Consider the following 20,552-nt stretch of genomic DNA (forward strand, 5'->3'; position numbering starts at 1 on the left):
CCGATTGCGGCGACGACCGGACCGGCGGTCGGCCCGGTCGGTTCCGGTGTCCGCGACGCCGGACCAGAGGGTGGCGGCCACGTCCTTGGGGGTGATGTCTCCAGCGGTCAGCCGGGCTGCCAGATGGTGGAGCAGGCACCGTTCAGCCGTTTCGCCGTCCGGGACCGGGACGCGGAGTTCGCCCATGGCCTCCCGAAGAGCAACGACCTTGCCCGGTCAGCGGGGGCGGACCCGGGCGGCGAGGACGGCGATGTCGTCCTCGGCGGCTCGCGGGGCCAGTTCGTGCAGCACCGCGTCGAGCAGTCCGTCCAGGCTGCCCGCCACGGGCAGGTGGAGCCCGGCGAGCCGGGCGAGCGAGTCGTCGATGTCCTCCCCGCGCCGCTCCACCAGACCGTCGGTGTACAGCAGTACGACCTCGTCGGGGTTGAGCGTGCCGACGGCCGGTTCGTAGCCGCCGACACCGGTCCCGAGCGGCGGGCCGGTCGGGATCCGGACGAGTTCGGTCGGCCGTCCGGGGGCGATCAGTGCCGGGGGCAGGTGCCCCGCACTCGCGTAGGTGCACCGGTTGCGGGCGGGGTCGGCCAGGGCCAGCAGGCAGGTGGCCGGCCGGGCCGACTCGTTCTCCGAGATGAGCGCATCCAGCTGCCGGAGGATGCGATGCGGGGGCAGGTCGGCGCCGGCCACGTAGCGGAGCATCGACCGGTAGTCGCTCATGTCGACGGCAGCCTCCACGCCGTGGCCCATCACATCCCCGATCACCAGCAGCGTGCGGCCGAACGGCAGGCGCACGGCCTCGAACCAGTCGCCGCCGACCACCGAGCTGGTGCCGGAGGGCAGGTAGCGGGAGGCCAGGTCCAGGTTGGGGTGCGGGTTGCCCGGCTCGGCGAGCAGGGCCCGCTGGAGCTCCAGGGTGATGCCCTGGGAACGCGCGTAGTGGCGGGCGTTGTCGATGGCCACGGCGGCCCTGCGGGCGAGGTCCTGCGCCAGCTCGATGTCGCCCGCCGAGAACTCGGGGGTGCCTGCCGTCCGCATGAGTGTCAGCACGCCGATCGGTTTGTCCCGGGCCACCAGCGGAACGGCGAGCACGGCGCGGAGCCCGGCCCGGAGGCAGACCTCGCCCTCGGCGTCGGGACGTCCGGGCCGGCCCCGCTCGCGGCCGGGGCCGCCGTCGCCGGCGCGGCCGTCCGTCCCCCGCGCGGACTCCACGGGGAGGAGTCCGCTGCCGCGGCACCGAGGTCGGCCGGCACGGGCCGGCGCTCGGCAAGACTTCTCGCCGCGGCCGAACCCGCCCGGTGCCGCACGGGCTCGCCCGGGTTGGCGAGCGCGGCCGTCGGGCCGCCGAGCGCCGGAACGCGGGCGAGCCCGGCCCGGTGGAGACGCCCGGCCGCGGACAGCCCGGATGCCGACGGTCCGGCTGCTCCCGATCCCGGCTCGGTGATCGGCAGGACGTCGACGGTGGCGAGTTCGGACAGCCGCGGGACGGCGAACCGGGCGAGTTCCGCGCAGGTGGTGTCCATGTCGAGGGTGGTCCCGACCTCGGCGGTCGCCGCGTCCAGCAGGGTGATCCGGCGCCGGGCATGCCGGAGGTCCGCGGCCGGGTCGGTCGCCGTTCCGGCTGCCGCCCCGGTCGCGGCCGCGCCAGTAAGCATGTCGGCGGGCGCGTCCGCCACCAGGACGACGCCGAGCCCCAGCGCCCGTCCGCGCTCCGTCAGCCGGTGGCAGGTCCCGGTCGCCCCGGTGTTCCCGGCATCCCCGGTCCGACCCGTCGCCCCGGCCGGGCCCGGTGGTCCGGTGCGGACGTGGAACCGGCGGGTGCGGCCGTCGGCGAGTACCGACCGCAGGAGCTCCTGGATCTCGGCGGCGGCCAGCGGTGGGAGGTCCTCGGATGCCAGGCCGACCACGCCCTCGGGCGTCTGCTGTCCGGCCATCCGGGCGAAGGCGTGGTTGGCCTCGCGCACCCGTAGGTCCCCGCCCAGTACGGCGCCGCCGGCGTCGCTGTCGTCGAGCAGGGACGGCAGGAGGCCGGGCGCCGTCCGCGGTCGCCGGACAGGGGTTCGCGCGGGCCCTGCGGTGTCCGGTTTCACGATTCCGGGGGCCACCGCCGACCGCCTCGTCCAGCGCCGTCCGATGTGCATGATGTCACCATGATTCACGCCGCCGGGGGTGGCCCGCACGCGGGGTGGGTATCGGGGCTGCCGGCAGCCGGGCCGGAGCCCTCCATATCTGGGAGCGCTCCCATCTGACGCGTGCGAAGCACGCTGTGCGTGTCGAAGAGGTGCCGGATTCGGGGGCCCCGAACAGCTTCGACCGTTCACTGTTCATCCGCTCCGGCCTCGCCGGATGGCCGATTCCGGCCTCAACTGGCCCGCAGACTTCACGACATGAAGTCTGTCGGGCATATTGACGTGCCGTTCGCTCTCTGGCTTGATGATGGGCGATCCCGCCGCCATGCCCGCCCCCTGCGGGAGGGGAACGGCATGGCGACGTGGGAGCGCTCCCGCCCAGCTGGCCGCGGTCCGCCGCAGGGAACGGCGGCCGGGCCGGCCGTGCGGGGCGCGGCTTCGCGGTTCGCATACCAGCTCTCGTACCACGCACGACCCGGAACGCCCCCACCCGTCCGGCACCCGCGTCCGCATGCCCGGGCGCGGCCCGTCGGACTGCTTCCAGAGAGGACGAGACCATGCGCCTTCGGCTGCACCTCCGGCCACATCTCCCCGCCCGGCTCCGCCTGCAACGACGCCTCGTGCGCCGGCTCGGCCGAAGCGCTGCGGCCTTCGCCGCGGCGGCGGCGATCGTTGCCGCGCCCTTGGGCCTGCAGGCGGCGCACGCCGCCACCCCCGCACCGGCTGCGGCTGCCGCGACGGCTGCGGCCGGTACCGGCTACTGGCACACCAGCGGGCGCCAGATCCTGGACGAGGCCGGCCAGCCCGTCCGGATCGCGGGCATCAACTGGTTCGGCTTCGAGACCGGCAACTACGTGGCCCACGGCCTGTGGAGCCGCGACTACAAGAGCATGATCGACCAGATGAAGTCGCTCGGCTACAACACCATCCGGCTGCCGTACAGCGACGACATCTTCAAGGGCACCGCCCCGGCCAGCATCAACACGTCCGGCGGCATGAACGCCGACCTGGTGGGCCTGGACTCGCTCGGCGTCATGGACAAGATCGTCAACTACGCCGGGACGGTCGGCCTCAAGGTCATCCTCGACCGGCACCGTCCGGACTCCGGCGGTCAGTCGGCGCTCTGGTACACCGCCTCCGTGCCGGAGAGCACCTGGCTCGCCGACCTGAAGACGATCGCCGCCCGCTATGCGGGCAACTCCGCCGTGGTCGGCATCGACCTGCACAACGAGCCGCACGACCCGGCCTGTTGGGGTTGCGGCGACACCTCCGTCGACTGGCGGCTGGCCGCCCAGCGCGGCGGCGAGGCGGTGCTCTCGGCCAACTCCAAGCTGCTGATCTTCGTCGAGGGGATCCAGACCTTCAACGGCAGCTCCTACTGGTGGGGCGGCAACCTCCAGGGCGCCGGCCAGTACCCCGTCCAACTGAGCGTGCCCAACCGGGTGGTGTACTCCGCGCACGACTACGCGACGAGCGTGGCCCAGCAGACCTGGTTCTCCGACCCGTCCTTCCCCGCCAACATGCCCGGCATCTGGGACAAGAACTGGGGCTACCTCTTCAACCAGAACATCGCGCCCGTCTGGGTCGGCGAGTTCGGCACCACCCTGCAGGCCACCGTGGACCAGACGTGGCTGAAGGCGCTCGTCCAGTACCTGCGGCCCACCGCGCAGTACGGTGCCGACTCGTTCCAGTGGACCTTCTGGTCGTGGAACCCCAACTCCGGTGACACCGGCGGCATCCTGAACGACGACTGGACGACGGTCAACACCGTCAAGGACGCCTACCTGGCGAGCATCAAGGCACCCGGGTTCGGTGGCACGACCGGTGGTGGTGGCGGCGACACCCAGGCGCCGACGGCCCCGACCGGCCTCGCCGTGACCGGCACGACCTCGACCGGTGTCTCGCTGTCCTGGACGGCGGCCACCGACAACGTCGGCGTCACCGGGTACGACGTCTACCGCGGCACCACCAAGGTCGGCACGGCCACCGGCACCACCTACACCGACAGCGGGCTGACGGCCGCCACCGCGTACAGCTACTCGGTGCGGGCCCGCGACGCGGCCGGCAACGTCTCCGCCGTCTCGGCGTCGGTGACCGCCACCACCGCGTCCGCCGGGGGCAGTTCCGGCTGCACCGCGACGGTGAGCCTGAACGACTGGGGCAGCGGCCTGACGGCCACGGTCACCGTCACCAACACCGGCACCCGGCCGACCACCGGCTGGCAGGTCGCCTGGACGTGGCCGTCCGGCCTGACCGTCACCAGCAGTTGGAGCGCCACGGTCGTCCAGACCGGACAGAACATCAGCGCCACCAACCTGTCGTACAACGGGGCGCTCGCGCCCGCGGGTTCGACCAGCTTCGGTGTCCAGGCCACCCGGACGGTGTCCGGTGCCGCGGCGGGTGCCACCCCCAGCTGCACCGCCACCTCCTGACCCGCGGTGCACGGCGGCGCCCAGGGCCCGCCGTGCACCCGGCCCAACCCGCCGCCGCCCGGGCACCCGCTTTCCCGGGCGGCGGCGCCTCTGCGATGATCCCCGCACGGGACGGCGGACGGCACCGGGCGGAGGCGGCCATGCGGGACGGCGGGGACAACCGAGGGAGCGGCCTTCCGGCCACGTTCCGCCCGGTCCGCGGCGGCGGTGCCGTGCAGCAGAGGCTCTTCGACCCCGCCCTCAAGCAGTTCGCCGAAGCCTTTCGCCCCAGTGACCCGCGGTTCCCCGATCCGGCCGCGGACGAGGCCTGGCGCGCGGCGCGGCGGGCGGCCCTGGACGTGGTGCTGGCCGCCGTCGCCGGCAACGGCCGGGCGGATGCGCCGGTGCTCCGCGGCAGCGTCCTGCTCCGCACCTGGTACGGCGCGGCCGCGCGCGAGCCCGGAGACCTCGACTTCGTCGTCCCCGGCGACTGCGACCCGCACGGCAGCAGGACGGCTGCCCTGCTGGACGCGGTCGCCGACGGGGCCGAGGCGGCGTCCACCGGCGCCGTGCGGTTCGCCGCCCGGGACGCGGTGAGCGAGGACATCTGGACGTACGAGCGCGTCCCGGGACGGCGGTTGGTGCTGCCGTGGGAGGCCGAGGGGACGCCGGGCGGCGTTGTCCAGCTGGACTTCGTGTTCGGTGAGTACCTGCCGGTGCCGGCCGAGCCCGTCCGGCTCGACCCGCTCTCGGGCACCGGCACGGGTGTCACGCTTCCCGCGGTCACGCCGGAGCTTTCGCTGGCCTGGAAGCTGCTGTGGCTGGTGACGGACATGTATCCGCAGGCCAAGGACCTCTTCGACGCCGTGGTGCTCGCCGAGAACTGCACCCTGGGACGCGAGCTGCTCAGGGACGTCCTCGTCGACAGCGATCCCTACTACGCCTCGCATGAAGTCACGGCGGCCATGGTCGACGAGGCGGCCGCCGCCGTCGACTGGCGCTCCTTCGACACCGAGCACGGCGGGCTGCGGGCCACCGCGGGCGACCTGGCGGCCCGGCTGAACGCCGCCCTGGCCCCGACCTTCGCCGTGGCCGACCCCTCCGATGCCGTGTAGCGGGAGCTCCGCTCCATGGCCGTGGGCGCACGCCGGGTCGGACACCCCGGGTGTCGTCGGGCAGCTCGGGCAGTACCGCGGATGGGATGAGCCCAGGGCCGGAAGCACCCGGACCTCGCGTCGCACCAGGACGACCGGGCGGCACGCCCCCGGGATTCCCGGTCCCTGAACGGTGATCCACTCGTCCCGGCGCCGACGGGGCGCGGGTGATCCCCGTCGGCCGTCGCCGGCGTACGGACCGCAGCGCTTCGTGCAGGTCAGCGCAGGGCGAGGGTGAGGTAGGGCACGGTGTCGCCGGGCAGCAGGTCGCTGGCGACCTCGACGAATCCGCGGGCCCGGGCGAACTCCAGTCCGTCGTGGTTGGAGGCCAGGACGATCGTCTCGATCCCGTCGGCGGTGAGGTGTGCGGCCTGAGCCAGGGCGTGCTCGTACAGCGCGCGGCCGAGGCCCTGCCGTCGGTGGGCGGGCAGGATGCGGGCGATCACGGTGGCGGCGGGCGTCTCGTCGTCCGGCGGCCGCACCGTGGAGCAGCCCACCAGGGTATCGCCGAGGTGGGCCACGTCGAGCCGGTTGCGGCGGCTGCGGGCCCGCACGTCGTCGGCCGACAGCGGGTCGGTCGGGATGATCGTGTTGTGGACGTGCCGCCAGTCCGCGAGCAGGGCATCGCCGTCCGGCGCGTCGGCGTCCACGCGGGTGAAGCGGAGTTCGGTCATGGCAGCAGGAAAGCGCTGCCGGTCGCGGTCCGTCAACTGCATTGCGCCCGGTGGGCGGCAGCGCCGGGCCGCCGCGGAGCCGCAGGCGGGCGGGCGCCGCACGGGAGCAGCCCGTGCGGCGCCCGGGGCCGGTCCGGCGGGTGGGCCCGGACCGGCCAGGGGGAGTGGTGGGTGGGGGAGCCGGGCAGGAGCGACGGCGTGGTGTCAGTGTCCGTCGTTCACCGGGAGGTTGAAGCGCAGGGCGGGCGAGGCGTGGGCGGCCAGCGAGTGCGCCTGGTCGGCCCACCAGGCGCCGGCGGCGGGGTCGGCCGCTCCGTACTCGGGATCGGTGCCGCCGGTGGTGCCGCGGGTGCAGCTGCCGTCGGACTCGCCCGGTACCTTGACCCACAGGAAGGCGTCGAGCAGCGCGGTGTGCGTGTCCGCGGTGGGCCGGGTGCCGAGGCCGCGGCCGGGCGGGTTGCACCAGGTCTGGGCGTCCGGGTAGTCGGCGGTCGGAGTCCACGGTCCCTGGCCGTTGCGGCTGCTGTCGATGACGAAGTGCGGCAGCTTGGCGTCGGCGGGCACGTGGGCGGCGTACCAGGCGTCCGCATCCGCCTGCGGCCAGTACTGGTTGGCGCAGTCGTCGGGGGAGGCGCCGGCGGTGTTGGTCAGGTACCAGGTGCACTTGGCCACCTGGGTGCCGTAGCGCACCAGGTCGGCGTCCTTCTGGTAGTTGGAGACGTTGAGGAAGAAGCCCTGGGCCCGGTTCACGCCTCCGTCGACCAGGAGCCGGGCCATGGTGCCGGTGTTCTGCCAGGCGCTGTGGCCGGCGTCGAGGTAGACGGCGGCGTTGGGCTGGGCCACCAGCCGGTCGACGGCGCCGTTGATCTCGGCCAGCCGGTCGGTCTGCTGCTGGGCGGTGCCGCCGCAGAATGCGGGGCTGAGGGCCAGCCCGTCGGGCTCCAGGACGACCACCGTGCGGTGGTCGCCGATGCCCTGGGCGAGGGCGTCGACCCAGGCCGCGTACTCGGTGGCGTTGGAGGCGCCGCCGGCGGAGTACTGCGAGCAGTCGCGGCCGGGGACGTTGTACGCGACCGCGACCGGGACCTGCCGTTGGAGAGCGGCGCGGCTCTGCAGCCGGGCCATCGCAGTGGTGGTCTCGCCGGGTGTCGCCGTGCCGTTGAACCACTGGGCGACCGGGTACGAGGCCATCCGGGCCATCGCCAGGGCGTCGCCGTAGTCGCCGGCGCGGAGGTCGGTGGCGGCCTGGTGCACGGCCTTGCTGTCGAGGTCGACGTAGAAGCTGCTGCCGGGGGCCGGAGCCCGGTCGGCACCCGCGGTCGTCCGGGTGGACGCGTCGGCGGTCGCGGGGAGGCAGCAGACCGCGGCGGTGGCGAGCACGGCGCTCACGGCCGCGATACGACGGCTGGGGCGGGGGCGGGACACGTGCGGCTCCTAGGGTGGGGTGGCGCCGGAACGGTACGAGGGGAGCGCCGTCGGGGTGGAATCACACATGGGAGCGCTCCCATATCTGCGAGGCAGTTCTATTCCGCCACTGCCGCACCCGTCAAGGCTTTGCGCAGCCTTCGGGGCCTTCTCGACCTCCTCGGCCTGATCGGCCGCCCGGGTTTCGCGGCTTCCGCCACCCTTGCGCCAACTGACGGACCATCAGGCGGATGGTGTGCGCGCAGGGGCATGCCGCGGGCGTCCGGGCACGGGCGTCAGTCGGGCGGGCAGCACGGCGGCGCCGACCGGCTCGGTCGGCCGAAGCGGGCCAGACAGTGCCACACCCGCTTGAGCGCCTGCGGGTCGTGCCGTCCGGTGTTGGCGGCGTCGCCGAGGATCCGCGGGTCCAGCAGGCCGTCCTGGGCGATCCGGGCGCCGAGCGCGACGAACTCCGGCCCGCGGTAGTCGGGATGGCGCCGCAGGTGGTCCACGGTGAGCCGGAACCCGGGGTGCCACTCGACCGGGAACGGAAGCCGGCCGGCCGCCGTTTCGACGGCCGTGCCCCGGTGCCCGGGATCGAGGACCAGCGCCTCGACGTCGCCCGCGAGCCGCACGGGGCCGTGGACCTGGGCCTCGACGTAGTCGTCGAGGGTGTCCCGGTCGTCGGCCTCGGCCAGTGCGACGAGCGAACAGCGGTCGGCCACACCGAAGTCGGCAGGCTCGGCGGCGCTGTCCGGGTAGCAGAGGGTCGTCCGGGCGAGTGCCTCCGGACGCAGTCGGAGGTGTGCGGACCCGAACCGGGGTGCGGCCCCGAACGGGGAGCGGCGGAAGTCGAGGGCGCCGTAGACCGGCCGTTGGTGGGCGGCGGCGTTGTCGTAGGCGCCGCCGAAGATCCGGTTCTCCCAGCGCCACCGGTCGCCGCCCGGGTGGGCAGTGAGGCCGCCGTTGCTGGTCCCGGTGACGAACTGGGAGTGGTAGACGCCGTCGTCGGCCAGCCGCTCCAGGATCGGGCGGCCGTCGGCGGTGCGGTCCGGGTGGAAGTTCAGGGTGATCGACAGGGCCGGGTCGAGCGGGCCGCCGCGGGACAGCGACGCGACGTGCCGCAGGGCCCGCTCGTGCGGCGCGAAGGAGGTGTCGGCACTCATCGGCGCAGTATGCCGGAGGGCGCCGCGCCCGGCTGCCGATTTTCTCGGCCCTGCTCGGCCCTGCTCGGGCGTCCGTGCGGGCCGGGGAGCACGCGCCGCGGCCCCGGTCCGGATGGTGCCGGAGCCGGGGCCGCCGCGTCGTCGGTGCCGCGGTGCTGCAGCGCTGACTGCTACTGGATGTCGAGGACCTGGCCCGGGTGGATCAGGTCGGGGTTGTCGCCGACGGTGCTCTGGTTCTGGTCGTAGAGGTGCTTCCAGCCGCCGAGCTTGTGGGTGTCGGAGATCCCGGAGAGGGTGTCTCCGGGGGCGACGGTGTAGGAGGTGGTGTCCGGGGCGGTGGCCGGGGCCGGCAGGGCCGTGCCGTCCGTGGTGGTCGGCGTGCCGGTGGCGGCCGTCGGGTCCCCGATGGGTGCACCCGGCGTGGTGCCCGTCGTGCCGGTGCCGGTGCCGGTGCCGGGAGCGGTGGTGGTGGTGCCGGTGCCGGTGCCCGGGGTGTCCGTCGTGGTGCCCGGGGCGGGCGTGCCCGGCGCCGGGGTGGTCGTCGTGGTCGGAGCGGGCGTGGCGCTGCCCGGTGCGGGGGTGCCGGTGGTGGGCGCCGGGGAGGCCGTGCCGGTGTTCTGCTCGTAGACCTGCTGGCTGGTCGTCCAGTACCAGGTGCCGTTCGCCTGGTACCAGTACACGCCGGTGGCGGCGTCCAGGCCCTGCATGCCGGGGAAGACGGGGGCGGCGCTGCCGCGCTGCGTCGGGACGTCCGGCGTGGTGGTGACCGGTGCCGACGGCGTGCCGGTGGTCGCCGGTGCGCTCGGCGTCGTGGTGGCGGGCGCGCTCGGCTGGGCGGTGGCCCGGCCCTCGCCGGTCAGCCCGGCGCCAGTGGCGCAGCTGCCCCAGACGGAGGCGCCGCGGTCGGCGAGGATGCGCTCGGCGACCGCGATCTGCTGCTCCTTGGTGGCGTGGTCGGGCTCGGCGGCGTACGCGTCGCCACCGTAGGCGACCCAGGAGCGAAGGTCGATCTGGAGGCCGCCGTAGGCCCCGTTGCCGGTGTCCTTGGACCAGTTGCCGGCGCTGGCGCACTGGGCGACCGCGTCCCAGGTGGTGGGCGCGACGGCGTGGGCGCCGGTGGCGGTGAGCAGTGGCAGGGCGATTCCCACGCCTGCCACGCCCGCCGCAGCGACGGCGCGCTCGGTCTGGGTGGGGCGGCGGTGGCGGCCGGAGCCGATGAAACCCATCGAGTTCCCTCTCCGCACGCCTGCGAGGTGAGCTGTCGGGTTCGGACCGGGAGGTGGCCCGGCCGCGCGAGGCGGCTTCACCCCTAGCCGTGGAGGACGGCGTGGTACGTGTGGGTCCCCCGTCCCTGCCCAGGGTCTGGTCGGTGACCCGGTGACGCGGTGGGCAGGGTTCGGCGTGCCGCGTTTCGGGCGCCCGTGCTGTCGGGCTGCTCCGGAGATTAGAGGGAATGGTGCCTCAGTAACAAGCTGGCATCCCGACAATCACACAACCATCACGAGTGATCGGTTGGCTCGCGCCGTCCGCAGGGCGGCGCGCGCCCGGTCGGGGCGGGCCCGCGGTGGCCGGAGTGCGGCCGGCGTCCGGCTGTTGCAGGGCTGCGGCGCAGGTGGCGCGGCCCGTGGGCGGCCCGCCCGGGCCGACGGCCGACCTTTCCTGTCGTGTCCGCGACGGTTGGCCTCTCCGCCTTTTCCGCACAAAGGCCGGAATGCGGTGTCCGGAATTCCCCGCATTGTGCCGGGGGTGGCGGCGGGAATTCACCGGTCGGCGCCGGGAGCCTTGCGAACAGCGGATGATCATGGCACGAACGGCGGGTGTCCGTGGACGGTTCGTGGGCCGACTCCGGCGCCCCGCGCCTCGTCCGCCGTCCGGCCGTCGGCCTACCGCGGGCCCGGGGGCCGGACCGCGGCCGGGGTGTCCTCCGCCGTGATCGGGCGTGCGCCGGGAGTGATCGGCGAGGGCAGTTCGTCCCGTCCGGTCAGGTACCGGTGCACCGCGGCTGCCGCGGCACGGCCCTCGGCGATGGCCCAGACCACCAGCGACTGGCCGCGCCCGGCGTCACCGGCGACGAAGACCCCGTCGGGGCCGGCCGCGAAGCCGTCGTCCCGGGCGAGGTTCCCGTGCCCGTCCAGGTCGAGGCCGAGCTGGCGCACCAGGGCGGTACCGGGCTCCGGGCCGGAGAAGCCGAGGGCGAGCAGGACGAGGTCGGCCTCCAGGGTGTGCTCGGTGCCGGGCAGTGGGGCGCGGGTGCCCGGCGCCGCGTCGGCGATCCGCACGGCGGAGACCCGGCCCCGGGCGTCCGTGTCGAAGCGGACGGTCGCCGAGGCGTAGCACCGGATGTCCGGCCCGTCGCCGTCCGCCGGCTGCCGGCAGGCGCAGGCCTCCTCGTGCGAGGTGGTCTCGTGGTGCACCTTGGGGTGCACGGGCCACGGCTGCGCGCCCGGGCGGCCGTCCGGCGGCCGCGGGTTGATGTCGAGCTGCCGGACACCGGCGGCCTGCTGGCGGACGGCGGTGCCCACGCAGTCGGCCGCGGTGTCGCCGCCGCCGATCACCACCACCCGGCGGTCGAGGGCGCTGACCGGCGAGGCCGCCAGGTCCCCGGCGGCCACCCGGTTGGCCAGCGGCAGGTACTCCATGGCCTGGTGGATCCCGGTCGATCCCCGCCCCGGTACTGGCAGTTCCCGCCACGCGGTGGCGCCGACCGCGATCACCACCGCGTCGTGGCCGGCCCGCAGCTCCGCGGCCGACAGGTCCTCGCCGACCGTGACGCCGGTACGGAACTCCGTCCCCTCGGCACGCAGTTGCTGGATCCGGCGGTCCACCCGGTGCTTCTCCAGGCGGAAGTCCGGGATGCCGTACCGCAGCAGGCCGCCCGGGCGGTCGGCGCGCTCGTACACCGTGACGTGGTGCCCGGCCCGGGTGAGTTGCTGGGCGGCGGCCAGCCCGGCGGGACCGGAGCCGACCACGGCGACCGTCCGGCCGCTCCGGCGGTCGGGCGGGCAGGGTACTTCCCAGCCCTGCTCCCAGGCCCGGTCGACGACGGCCAGTTCGACGTTGCGGATGGTCACCGGCTCCGCGTCGATACCCAGCACGCAGGCGCTCTCGCAGGGGGCGGGGCAGACCCGGCCGGTGAACTCGGGGAAGTTGTCGGTGGCGTGCAGCCGGTCGGCGGCGTCCCGCCAGTCGTCGTCGGCGACCAGCCGGTTCCACTCCGGGACGAGGTTCCCGAGCGGGCACGCCTGGTGGCAGAACGGGAGCCCGCAGTCCATGCAGCGCGCCGCTTGGCCGCCGATGATCGGGAGCAGCGCCCCGGGCTGGTAGACCTCCTGCCAGTCCCGCACCCGGGCCCGGGCGGCGCGCCGGGCGCGGAGCAGCCGCGGCGTGGTCAGGAACGCCTTGGGGTCGGCCATCGACGGCCTCCGCGGTGCGGTTCGGCGCTGGACGTTCGGGGAGCGGGCGAGCGGGTGGCACGTATGCGCACAGTGCCGTGTCGCCACCGTACGCCTGCCCGGGGCGCGGGGGAAGCGGGCGTGTCGGAAGCCTCCGGCCGGGCGTGGCGGAAGCCTCCGGAGGGTTGTGGCGGAGGTGCCCGGGCGGGTGTCCCGGGGTCGCGCGGGCCGGCCCTGGCGCGGTGTCCCGGGGCGCGCTAATTTAGTTGATGTCAGCTAACTATCGTGGTTGACGGCGCGCGACCGGGGAGGGACGGGCGATGACCGCAGGGAAGCAGGAGTCCGCACAGGAGGGTGGCCCGGGCGGCGCCCGGCGGGGCCGGATAGGGGCCGAGCACCCGCACTACAAGTGGGTGGCGCTCTCCAACACCACCCTCGGCATGCTGATCGCCACGATCAACTCCTCGATCGTGCTGATCTCCCTGCCGGCCATCTTCAACGGCATCCACCTCGACCCGCTCCAGCCGGGCAACGTGAGCTACCTGCTGTGGATGCTCATGGGCTACATGCTGGTGACCGCCGTCCTGGTGGTGACCCTCGGCCGGCTCGGCGACATCTGGGGCCGCGTGCGGATCTACAACGCCGGCTTCCTGATCTTCACGGTCACCTCGGTGGTGCTCTCGCTCGACCCGATGCAGGGCGGCGGCGGTGCGCTCTGGCTGATCGGCTGGCGGGTGGTGCAGGCGATCGGCGGTGCGATGCTGATGGCCAACTCCGCGGCGATCATCACCGACGCGTTCCCGGCCCGGCAGCGCGGCATGGCCCTCGGGGTCAACATGGTGGCGGCGATCGCCGGTTCGTTCGTCGGCCTGGTGCTCGGCGGCCTGCTCGCCGAGTGGAACTGGCGGTCGATCTTCTGGGTCAACGTGCCGATCGGCATCATCGGCACGGTGTGGGCCTACCGCTCGCTGCACGAGACCGGCGTGCGCCGACCCGGCCGGATCGACTGGTGGGGCAACGTCACGTTCGCCGTCGGCCTGACCGCCCTGCTCGCCGCGATCACGTACGGCATCCAGCCCTACGGCGGCCACACCATGGGCTGGACCAACCCGTGGGTGCTGGCCGGTCTGATCGGCGGTACCGCGGTGCTCGGCGTGTTCTGCGTCGTGGAGACGAAGGTCGCCGAACCGATGTTCCCGCTGCGGCTCTTCCGGGACCCGGTCTTCGCCGGCGGCAACGCGGCCACCCTGCTCGGGTCGATCGCCCGCGGTGGCCTGCAGTTCATGCTGATCGTCTGGCTGCAGGGCATCTGGCTGCCGCTGCACGGCTACGACTACGCGGACACCCCGCTCTGGGCGGGCATCTACCTCGTCCCGCTCACGGTGGGCTTCCTCGCCGCCGGGCCGATCGCCGGGCACCTCTCCGACCGCTTCGGCGCCCGGCTCTTCGCGGCGGGCGGCCTGGTGGTGATGGCCGCCTCGTTCGCCGGACTGCTCGCGCTGCCCACCGACTTCGGCTACCCGGCCTTCGCCCTGCTGGTCTTCCTCAACGGACTGGGCGGCGGCCTCTTCGCGGCGCCGAACACCGCGCTGGTGATGTCCAGCGTGCCGGCCGCCGACCGGGGAGCCGCCTCCGGCATGCGCGCCACCTTCCAGAACGCCGGCATGGTGCTCTCCATCGGCGTCTTCTTCTCCCTCATGGTCGCCGGTCTCGCGGGCTCGCTGCCGCAGGCCCTCGACAGCGGCCTCACCGCGCAGGGCGTGCCCGTTGCGGACGCCCACGCGATCGCGCAACTCCCCCGGTGGGGACGCTCTTCGCCGCCTTCCTGGGCTACAACCCGATCCGTGAGCTGCTCGGCCCGCACGTGCTGTCCGGCCTGCCGGCCGGCAACGCGCAGACCCTGACCGGCCGCGAGTTCTTCCCGCACCTGATCTCCGGGCCGTTCCACGACGGTCTGATGGTGGTGTTCTCCCTCGCCATCGTGATGTCCCTGGTGGCGGCCGCCGCTTCGCTGCTCCGCGGCCGCAAGGGCCGCGCGGACGAGGCCGGGACGGACACCGGCGACCGCGGTGACGTGGCGGCCGGTGCGGGCACCGGGGCCGGTCAGGGCACCGCATGACCGCCCCGGATCCGGCCGGCCGGGCGCCTGCGGACATCGCCGGGGTGTCGGATCCGGCCGTGCCCGATCCGGCGGCCGTGGCCCGGCTGCGCCTGGTGATCGCCAGGCTGCACCGGCAGTTGGCCCAGGCATCCGCCGGGCAGGACCTCACCTTCGCGCAGCAGTCGGCGCTGGCCCGGATCGAGCAGCACGGCCCGCTCCGGCTCGGCGAGTTGGCCGCGCTGGAGCGGGTGGCCGCGCCCTCGATGACCCGGACGGTCGGACCGCTCGTCGTCGCCGGGCTGGTCACCCGCCTGCCGGACCCGAGCGACGGCCGCTCCTCACTGGTCGAACTGGCCCCGCCCGGGCACCGGTTGCTCGCCACCATCCGCCAGGAGCGCTCCGAGCTGCTGGCGGGCCGGGTGGCCGCGCTCACCCCGGGCGAGCAGGCGGTGCTCCAGGACGCCCTCCCCGTCCTCGAACACCTGCTGGCGGACACCGAGTCCTGAGGCCGCGCACCGGCCGTCGGGTTCCGGTCCCGGTCCCGGCCCTGGCCCCGGCCCGGACGGGCGCCCTGCCGCGGCCGGCCGGCCGGCCGGTCAGTCGGCGGCGGTCACAGGGGCCCCGGCCGGCTCCTGCCGCCTCAGCGGCCGGTCGGGCAGCAGTCCGGCGGGCACCAGCCCGAGGGCGGCTACCCCGGCCAGCGCCAGCAGCGTCCCTCCCGCTCCGGCCCCGGACTGGGCGCCGGGTGCGGCGGCGCCGGACGGGCCGCCGGTGCCCGTGGCGACGGCGATGCCGAGCAGGGGCCCGATGTTCACGGCCGTCTGCTTGAGGCCCCCGACCACGCCGGCGTACTCCGGCGGGGCGTCCCCGACGACCGTCCCGGTGGCGGTGACCATCACCGCGGCGAACCCGGCGCCCAGCAGGGCGAAGGCGGCGCCGGTCGGCGCCCATGGGCCGTCCGCGGCGGCCTGCGACAGCCCGAGGATGCCCAGCACCACCAGTCCGGTGCCGGTGAGCGCGGTGCGGCGCGGTCCGTACCGGCGCAGCGCCGCTCCGGCGGCCGGGGCGCCGACCACCATGAGGGCGGTGAGCGGCAGGACGCGCAGCCCGGCGGCCAGGGGCCGAGCCCGAGCGAGTCCTGGAGCAGGAACGTGGCGGTGAACAGGGTCCCGAACAGTCCGGCGCCCAGCGCCAGGAGGAGTGCCATCGAGGCCGCCACCGCACGCGACCGGGCGACGGCCCGTGGTACGAACGCGTCCGGGGTGCGGCGTTCGTGGGCGACCAGCCCCGCGGTGAGGGCCGCGACGGCGCCCAGCCCCCGGAGGGTCGGGACGGACGTCCAGCCGTGGGCGGGCACCCCGGCCAGGGTGTGCACCAGCAGTGCCGAGGAGGCGGCGAGCAGGGCCGCGCCGGCCAGGTCGAGCCGCCGGTCCGGCCTGCGCGTCGGTTCCGGGAGCCGGACGGCGAGGGCGAGCACGGCGATCACCGCCGCGGCCGGGACGTTGATCCAGAACACCGAACGCCAGCCCAGGTGCGCGACCAGCAGGCCGCCGAGGACCGGTCCGGAGCCGGCGGCCACCGCGATCGCGCCGGTGCGGACGGCGACGGCGCCGGCCAGCCGGTCCGCCGGGTGGGCCAGGCGCAGCAGCGCGAGAGTGGCCGGCTGCAGCAGGGCGCCGAACAGGCCCTGGACGACGCGCAGTGCGATCACCCGGCCGACGTCCGGGGCGAGCGCGATGCCGGCCGAGGCGGCGCCGAATCCGAGGACGCCGGCGACCAGTAGCCGCCGGTGGCCGTGGCGGTCGCCGAGGCGTCCGGCGATCACCAGCAGGGCGGCCACCGCGAGCAGGTAGCCGGTGCTCGTCCACTGCACCTCCGCCAGGCCGGCGCCGAGGTCACGTCGCAGAGCGGGCTGGGCCACCAGCAGTACGGTGCCGTCCAGGGCGACGACCATCGCGCCGCCCGCACTGGCCGCCAGGGCCAGGCCCTCCCGGTGCCGGCGCGGGATCGCCGTCACGGGGCCACCGGGCCGAGGTGGGCGTCCAGAACGGCGGTCACCAGGGTGTCGAGCGGGCCGGTGGTCGGGCCGTGTCCGGGATCCCCGGCCGACTCCGGTGCGCCGAGGACGAGTTGCAGGCTGCCCCAGGTCCACAGCTGGGCCACGCCGTGCAGGTTCGCCCAGAGCGCCGCGGCGGTCACGGCGGGTGCCCCGGCGGCCTGCCCGTCGTGCCGTGCGGCCGTGCACTCGGCGACCAGGGCGACGATGCGCTCGAAGAGCGGGACGGTCGAGTCCCGCAGCCTGGGTCCGGCCGAGGGGTGCGGGCCGCTGTCGAGCAGGTCGTGCCGGTACATCAGCTCGAACATGCCGCGCTGCTCCAGCGCGTAGCCCACGTACACCCGGGCGAGGGCCTGCAGGCGGTCGCGGGCCGGCGCCGGTGCGCCGGTCGCCGCGGTGAACCTGGCCCCCAGGTCGGCGAAGCCGCGCCGGGCGATGGCGGCGAGCAGGCTGTGGTGGGTGGGGAAGTGGCGGCGCGGTGCACCGTGCGACACCCCGGCCCTGCGGGCGATCTCGCGCAGCCCCAGCGAGGCCGTGCCCTCGGCCGTCACCAGGTCCACCCCGGCATCGATCAACCGCTCCCTGAGGGAGCCCTCGTCGTTCACGGGCCCTGTCTACCAGCACGGCGTAGACAGTGTCTACGCACGCTGTGGAAGCAGGGGCCGCGCGAAGAATTGCGGATCCGGAGGCTCCGGTTCGCATATGACGATCCGTATCGGGTACATCACGTTCAGTGATTGGCGCGCGTGTGTCAACAACCCTTCGGGAGGCGGCGATGGCAACGGTCTTCAGTGCGGACTTCGGGTCCGGCCGGCAGTGGATCGCGGGGCGCAGCAGCGCCTATCCGCGGATGGGGCCGACCAACCGCAGCGACCACAAACTCGACTACCTGAGCGGGGCGTACTGCCCCGACGGCGTCCTCGCCGCCACCCGCAGGCCCGGCAGCGACCTGTGGGACACCAACCTGCTGACCACCGAGGGCAGCCCGGACGCCTTCCAGGTGGTGACCGGCGACACCCTGTCCGCCCGGGTCACCCTGCCGACCGCGCTGGGCGCCTGGCCCGCGATCTGGACGTGGCGCGACGGCGGCAACGAGGTGGACGTCTTCGAGTACCACCCCGACAACCCGGATCTGCTGGAGGTCTCCAACCACGTCCACGGCGGATACCGCTACTGGCACGGCGGCGCCGCTGGCATATCGCCCGGCGCCACCGTCGACCTCCGCACGGTCTTCGGCCGCCGCTCGGTGGACTGGTACGCCAACGGGGTCCCGGTGTACTCCGACCACCGGGGCGTCGGCGCCGGGTGGCACGCCTACCTGATCGTCAACCTCTCGGTCTCCGACGGCACGTACCACCCGAGGCCGCCCGCGGACGGCCCCGGCCGGCTGAGCTGGACGTGCCACAGCCTGTCGGTCGACCGCTGACGCGGGCGCCGGACGCGGTGCGGCCGCCCTCCACGGCGGCCGCGGCGGTCACGGCGTGGCGGCGCGGACGGCTGCCTCGTGGCCGAGCAGGTACTCCTTGCGGTCGAGGCCGCCCGCGTAGCCGGTCAGCGAACCGTCCGCGCCGATCACCCGGTGGCAGGCGCGGACGACCAGCAGCGGGTTGGCCCCGATCGCCGTCCCGAGGGCCCGCACGGCCGCCCGCGGGATCCCGGCCCGCTCCGCCAGCGCGCCGTAACTGGTGGTGGTGCCGTACGGGACGGCCTCCAGGGCGCGCCACACCGTGCGCTGGAACTCCGTTCCCGCGGCGGTGTGTTCGAGGTCGAACGTGCGCAGCTCGCCGGCGAAGTAGGCGTGCAGTTGTCGGACGGGCTCCACGAACGCCTCGGGTGCCCGCTGCCAATCGGCTCGGACGGCGGGCGCCCGGCGCTGGCCGGTCATCGACACCGAGGCCAGTGCCGTCCCGCCCGCTGCGGTCGCGGACTCCTCGCCGACCAGGAGCAGGTCGCCCACCGGGCTGTCGATGGTGGTGTACACGGTCACGGTCGGATCTCCCACACTCGTCGTTCTGCGGTACGACCCCACTGTGCGGCATCGGGCCCCGGCCCGTCCGGCGGGAATCGGACATCGCACCGCAGGCGGCCCGGCCACCCCGGGCCGGGCCTGCCACCTGCGAGGCAGCGGCCGCGGCGGGCAGCGGGAGGCTTCGTGGACACCACCGTGCCCAGCGCCTAGATTGAGGGCCGATCTTCGCACGGCAGCGGGCCTGCGGAGCGGACCGCGAGGCGAGAGGGGTGCCCCGGTGGGCGAGACCCGCAACGGGCCGGGCGGAGGGCGCCGCGGGGCCGGCGGACGGGTGACCATCCGCGACGTCGCCGCCCGGGCCGGGGTCTCCACCGCGGCGGTGTCGCTGGCCCTGAACGACCGACCGGGCGTCTCCGCCGACACCAGGGAGCGCATCCTCGCCGTCGCCCGCGAACTCGGCTGGACCCCGAGCACGGCCGCCCGCTCGCTCTCCGGCCGGCAGGTGGGCACCGTCGGCCTGGTGCTGGCCCGGCCGGCGCCGATGCTCGGACGCGAGCCGTTCTACATGGAGTTCATCGCGGGCGTCGAGAGCGTGCTGGTGCAGCACCGCTGCTCGCTGCTGCTCCGCCTGGTCGACAGCGTCCAGGAGGAGGTGGCCGTCCAGCGCGAGTGGTGGCAGGGCCGGCAGGTGGACGGGTCGATCCTGGTCGACCTCCAGGTCGACGATCCGCGGATCCCCGCGCTGGCCGCGATCGGACTGCCCGCGGTGGCGGTCGGCGACCCCGCGCTGGCCGGCCCGTTCACCGCGGTCTGGACGGACGACGGACAGGCCGTCCACGAGGCCGTCCGCTACCTCGCGGCGCTCGGCCACCGCCGGATCGCCCGGGTCGGCGGCCCCGCCGAACTCGGCCACAGTGCCATCCGCAGCCGCGCGTTCGAGGAGGCTGCGCGCGAGCTGGGGCTGGAGGACGCGGTGACCGTGCCGGCGGACTTCTCCGGCGAGGGCGGTGCCCGGGCCACCCGGTCGCTGCTCACCTCGGGCCGGCGTCCCACCGCCATCGTCTACGACAACGACCTGATGGCGGTCGCCGGGCTGTCGGTCGCCGCCGAGATGGGTGTCCAGGTGCCGGGCCGGCTCTCCCTGCTCGCTTGGGACGACTCGCAGTTGTGCCTGCTGACCAGGCCGAGGCTGTCCGCGATGGGCCACGACGTCTTCGCCTTCGGGGCGGAGGTCGCGCGGCGGCTGTTCGATGTGCTCTCGGGCGGCGACACCGGGTCCAGGCCGGCGCCCGCGCCCGTGCTGCTGCCCCGCGAGTCGACCGCCCCGCCGCTCTGACGCCCGGTTCGCCTCGTCCGCCGGCGCCGCCGCCGGGCTGCCGGAGGGCTTCAGCGAGGCTTCAGCCGTCGTACGCGAGGCTCTGGCCCCGAGAGGCCGGGCGGGTGCCCGGACCGGGAGAGGAGTGCGGCGATGTCCGAGCCTGTGGGGCCGTTCGACGGACCGAGCGTGGACGCGGCGGAGCAGACCGGAGGGCCTGCGGGCCGCCGGGTGAAGGCCGGCCGCTGGGTGCGCCGCCGCGGCGTGCGCTGGGTGGCCGCCGGCGCCGTCGTGGTGGTGCTCGGCGGGGCCGCTGCGGCCGCGGTGCACCACCGCGAGGAGGGCCACGGCCACATGATGGCGGATCGGGTGCTCGACGGCCCCGACGGTGCGGCCCCCGGTGGCAAGCGGATCGCCAAGGGCGACGGCGAGGGCAGGCACGGTGCCAGGGCCGACGGCGGGCACGGTGGCAAGGCCGGGGCCGGGCGCTACGGCAGGTTCGACGGGCCCATAGGTGACGCGGCTGTCGGCCCCGACCGCAGCGGGCGTGCCGCCCTCGCTCCGGCCCCGCTGCCCGCGGTGGCGGCCCAGCAGGCCGTGGAGAAGGCCGCGGGCGCGGTGCCCGGCGGCCGGGTGGAGTCGCTGTCCGTGGTCGCCGAGCAGGGCGGCGGCTCGGCCTGGCAGGCCGTCGTGGTCGGTACGGACGGCGTCCGCCACCTGGTCACCGTGGACGGCGCGGGCGGTTCGATCACCGGCAACACCGTCGTCGGCGCCACGCGCTGACACC

General features: G+C 75.0%; 15 protein-coding genes, 2 pseudogenes and 1 riboswitch. Of the genes and pseudogenes, 7 read left to right on the plus strand and 10 right to left on the minus strand.

Annotated features, from left to right (window positions below; translation table 11 throughout):
• Positions 1 to 216: 216 nt before the first annotated feature.
• Together ABEB13_RS34270 and ABEB13_RS34275 are read right to left on the minus strand one after the other, a co-directional pair.
• Positions 217 to 1,086 (minus strand): PP2C family protein-serine/threonine phosphatase, encoded by an 870-nt coding sequence (locus ABEB13_RS34270; RefSeq protein ID WP_345708584.1) that lies wholly within the window; start codon positions 1,084 to 1,086, stop codon positions 217 to 219.
• Positions 1,038 to 2,135: a PAS domain-containing protein gene (locus tag ABEB13_RS34275; RefSeq protein ID WP_345708585.1), complete on the minus strand. Its 1,098-nt coding sequence runs from the start codon at positions 2,133 to 2,135 to the stop codon at positions 1,038 to 1,040. Before ABEB13_RS34275 ends, ABEB13_RS34270 begins: the two co-directional genes overlap by 49 nt.
• Before the next feature lie 545 nt (positions 2,136 to 2,680).
• Between ABEB13_RS34275 and ABEB13_RS34280 the strand changes: the two genes are divergently transcribed.
• Both ABEB13_RS34280 and ABEB13_RS34285 read left to right on the plus strand, forming a co-directional pair.
• Positions 2,681 to 4,555 carry a cellulase family glycosylhydrolase gene (locus tag ABEB13_RS34280; RefSeq protein WP_345708586.1) on the plus strand — a complete coding sequence of 625 codons (1,875 nt, stop codon included), beginning with the start codon at positions 2,681 to 2,683 and terminating at the stop codon, positions 4,553 to 4,555.
• 212 nt (positions 4,556 to 4,767) lie between these two features.
• On the plus strand, positions 4,768 to 5,649 hold the full coding sequence (locus tag ABEB13_RS34285) for a nucleotidyl transferase AbiEii/AbiGii toxin family protein (protein WP_345708587.1): 882 nt from the start codon (positions 4,768 to 4,770) through the stop codon (positions 5,647 to 5,649).
• Between the two features lie 257 nt (positions 5,650 to 5,906).
• On the opposite strand, the gene ABEB13_RS34290 is transcribed toward ABEB13_RS34285, so the two are convergent.
• The 5 genes from ABEB13_RS34290 to ABEB13_RS34310 form a co-directional block, all read right to left on the minus strand.
• On the minus strand, positions 5,907 to 6,362 hold the full coding sequence (locus tag ABEB13_RS34290) for a GNAT family N-acetyltransferase (protein ID WP_345708588.1): 456 nt from the start codon (positions 6,360 to 6,362) through the stop codon (positions 5,907 to 5,909).
• Between the two features lie 204 nt (positions 6,363 to 6,566).
• Positions 6,567 to 7,787, minus strand: a complete 1,221-nt coding sequence (locus ABEB13_RS34295; RefSeq protein WP_345708589.1) for a glycoside hydrolase family 6 protein — start codon at positions 7,785 to 7,787, stop codon at positions 6,567 to 6,569.
• A gap of 275 nt (positions 7,788 to 8,062) precedes the next feature.
• Positions 8,063 to 8,932, minus strand: coding sequence for a DUF3626 domain-containing protein (locus ABEB13_RS34300; protein ID WP_345708590.1), 870 nt, complete (start codon positions 8,930 to 8,932; stop codon positions 8,063 to 8,065).
• Between the two features lie 170 nt (positions 8,933 to 9,102).
• The gene (locus ABEB13_RS34305; RefSeq protein WP_345708591.1) at positions 9,103 to 10,158 is read right to left on the minus strand and encodes a transglycosylase family protein; all 1,056 of its coding nucleotides are present in this window, start codon (positions 10,156 to 10,158) and stop codon (positions 9,103 to 9,105) included.
• A 1-nt stretch (position 10,159) separates the two neighbouring features.
• Positions 10,160 to 10,311, minus strand: a riboswitch (cyclic di-AMP (ydaO/yuaA leader).
• A gap of 504 nt (positions 10,312 to 10,815) precedes the next feature.
• On the minus strand, positions 10,816 to 12,345 hold the full coding sequence (locus tag ABEB13_RS34310) for a glutamate synthase subunit beta (protein WP_345708592.1): 1,530 nt from the start codon (positions 12,343 to 12,345) through the stop codon (positions 10,816 to 10,818).
• A 419-nt stretch (positions 12,346 to 12,764) separates the two neighbouring features.
• Between ABEB13_RS34310 and ABEB13_RS34315 the strand changes: the two are divergent.
• A pseudogene (locus tag ABEB13_RS34315) lies at positions 12,765 to 14,443 on the plus strand (MFS transporter).
• Complete coding sequence (locus ABEB13_RS34320; RefSeq protein WP_345708593.1) at positions 14,440 to 14,931, plus strand: MarR family winged helix-turn-helix transcriptional regulator; 492 nt, start codon at positions 14,440 to 14,442, stop codon at positions 14,929 to 14,931. Before ABEB13_RS34315 ends, ABEB13_RS34320 begins: the two are co-directional and overlap by 4 nt.
• Positions 14,932 to 15,021: 90 nt before the next feature.
• On the opposite strand, the pseudogene ABEB13_RS34325 reads toward ABEB13_RS34320, so the two are convergent.
• Positions 15,022 to 16,379: pseudogene (locus tag ABEB13_RS34325) on the minus strand (MFS transporter).
• A 59-nt stretch (positions 16,380 to 16,438) separates the two neighbouring features.
• Positions 16,439 to 17,086 carry a TetR/AcrR family transcriptional regulator gene (locus ABEB13_RS34330; RefSeq protein WP_345708594.1) on the minus strand — a complete coding sequence of 216 codons (648 nt, stop codon included), beginning with the start codon at positions 17,084 to 17,086 and terminating at the stop codon, positions 16,439 to 16,441.
• Between the two features lie 170 nt (positions 17,087 to 17,256).
• Here ABEB13_RS34330 and ABEB13_RS34335 point away from each other — a divergent pair, with 170 nt between their 5' ends.
• Positions 17,257 to 17,907 (plus strand): LamG domain-containing protein, encoded by a 651-nt coding sequence (locus tag ABEB13_RS34335; RefSeq protein WP_345708595.1) that lies wholly within the window; start codon positions 17,257 to 17,259, stop codon positions 17,905 to 17,907.
• A 48-nt stretch (positions 17,908 to 17,955) separates the two neighbouring features.
• Here the strand turns inward: ABEB13_RS34335 and ABEB13_RS34340 are convergent, their stop codons facing one another.
• Positions 17,956 to 18,468 (minus strand): methylated-DNA--[protein]-cysteine S-methyltransferase, encoded by a 513-nt coding sequence (locus ABEB13_RS34340; protein WP_345708596.1) that lies wholly within the window; start codon positions 18,466 to 18,468, stop codon positions 17,956 to 17,958.
• Positions 18,469 to 18,781: 313 nt separating this feature from the next.
• Here ABEB13_RS34340 and ABEB13_RS34345 point away from each other — a divergent pair, with 313 nt between their 5' ends.
• Both ABEB13_RS34345 and ABEB13_RS34350 read left to right on the plus strand, forming a co-directional pair.
• Complete coding sequence (locus ABEB13_RS34345; protein WP_345708597.1) at positions 18,782 to 19,786, plus strand: LacI family DNA-binding transcriptional regulator; 1,005 nt, start codon at positions 18,782 to 18,784, stop codon at positions 19,784 to 19,786.
• A 132-nt stretch (positions 19,787 to 19,918) separates the two neighbouring features.
• Entirely contained in the window at positions 19,919 to 20,548 is a 630-nt protein-coding gene (locus ABEB13_RS34350; RefSeq protein ID WP_345708598.1) for a hypothetical protein, read from the plus strand.
• The last annotated feature ends 4 nt before the right edge of the window (positions 20,549 to 20,552 follow it).

Origin of the sequence: Kitasatospora paranensis, from assembly GCF_039544005.1 — a bacterium.
GTDB lineage: Bacteria > Actinomycetota > Actinomycetes > Streptomycetales > Streptomycetaceae > Kitasatospora > Kitasatospora paranensis.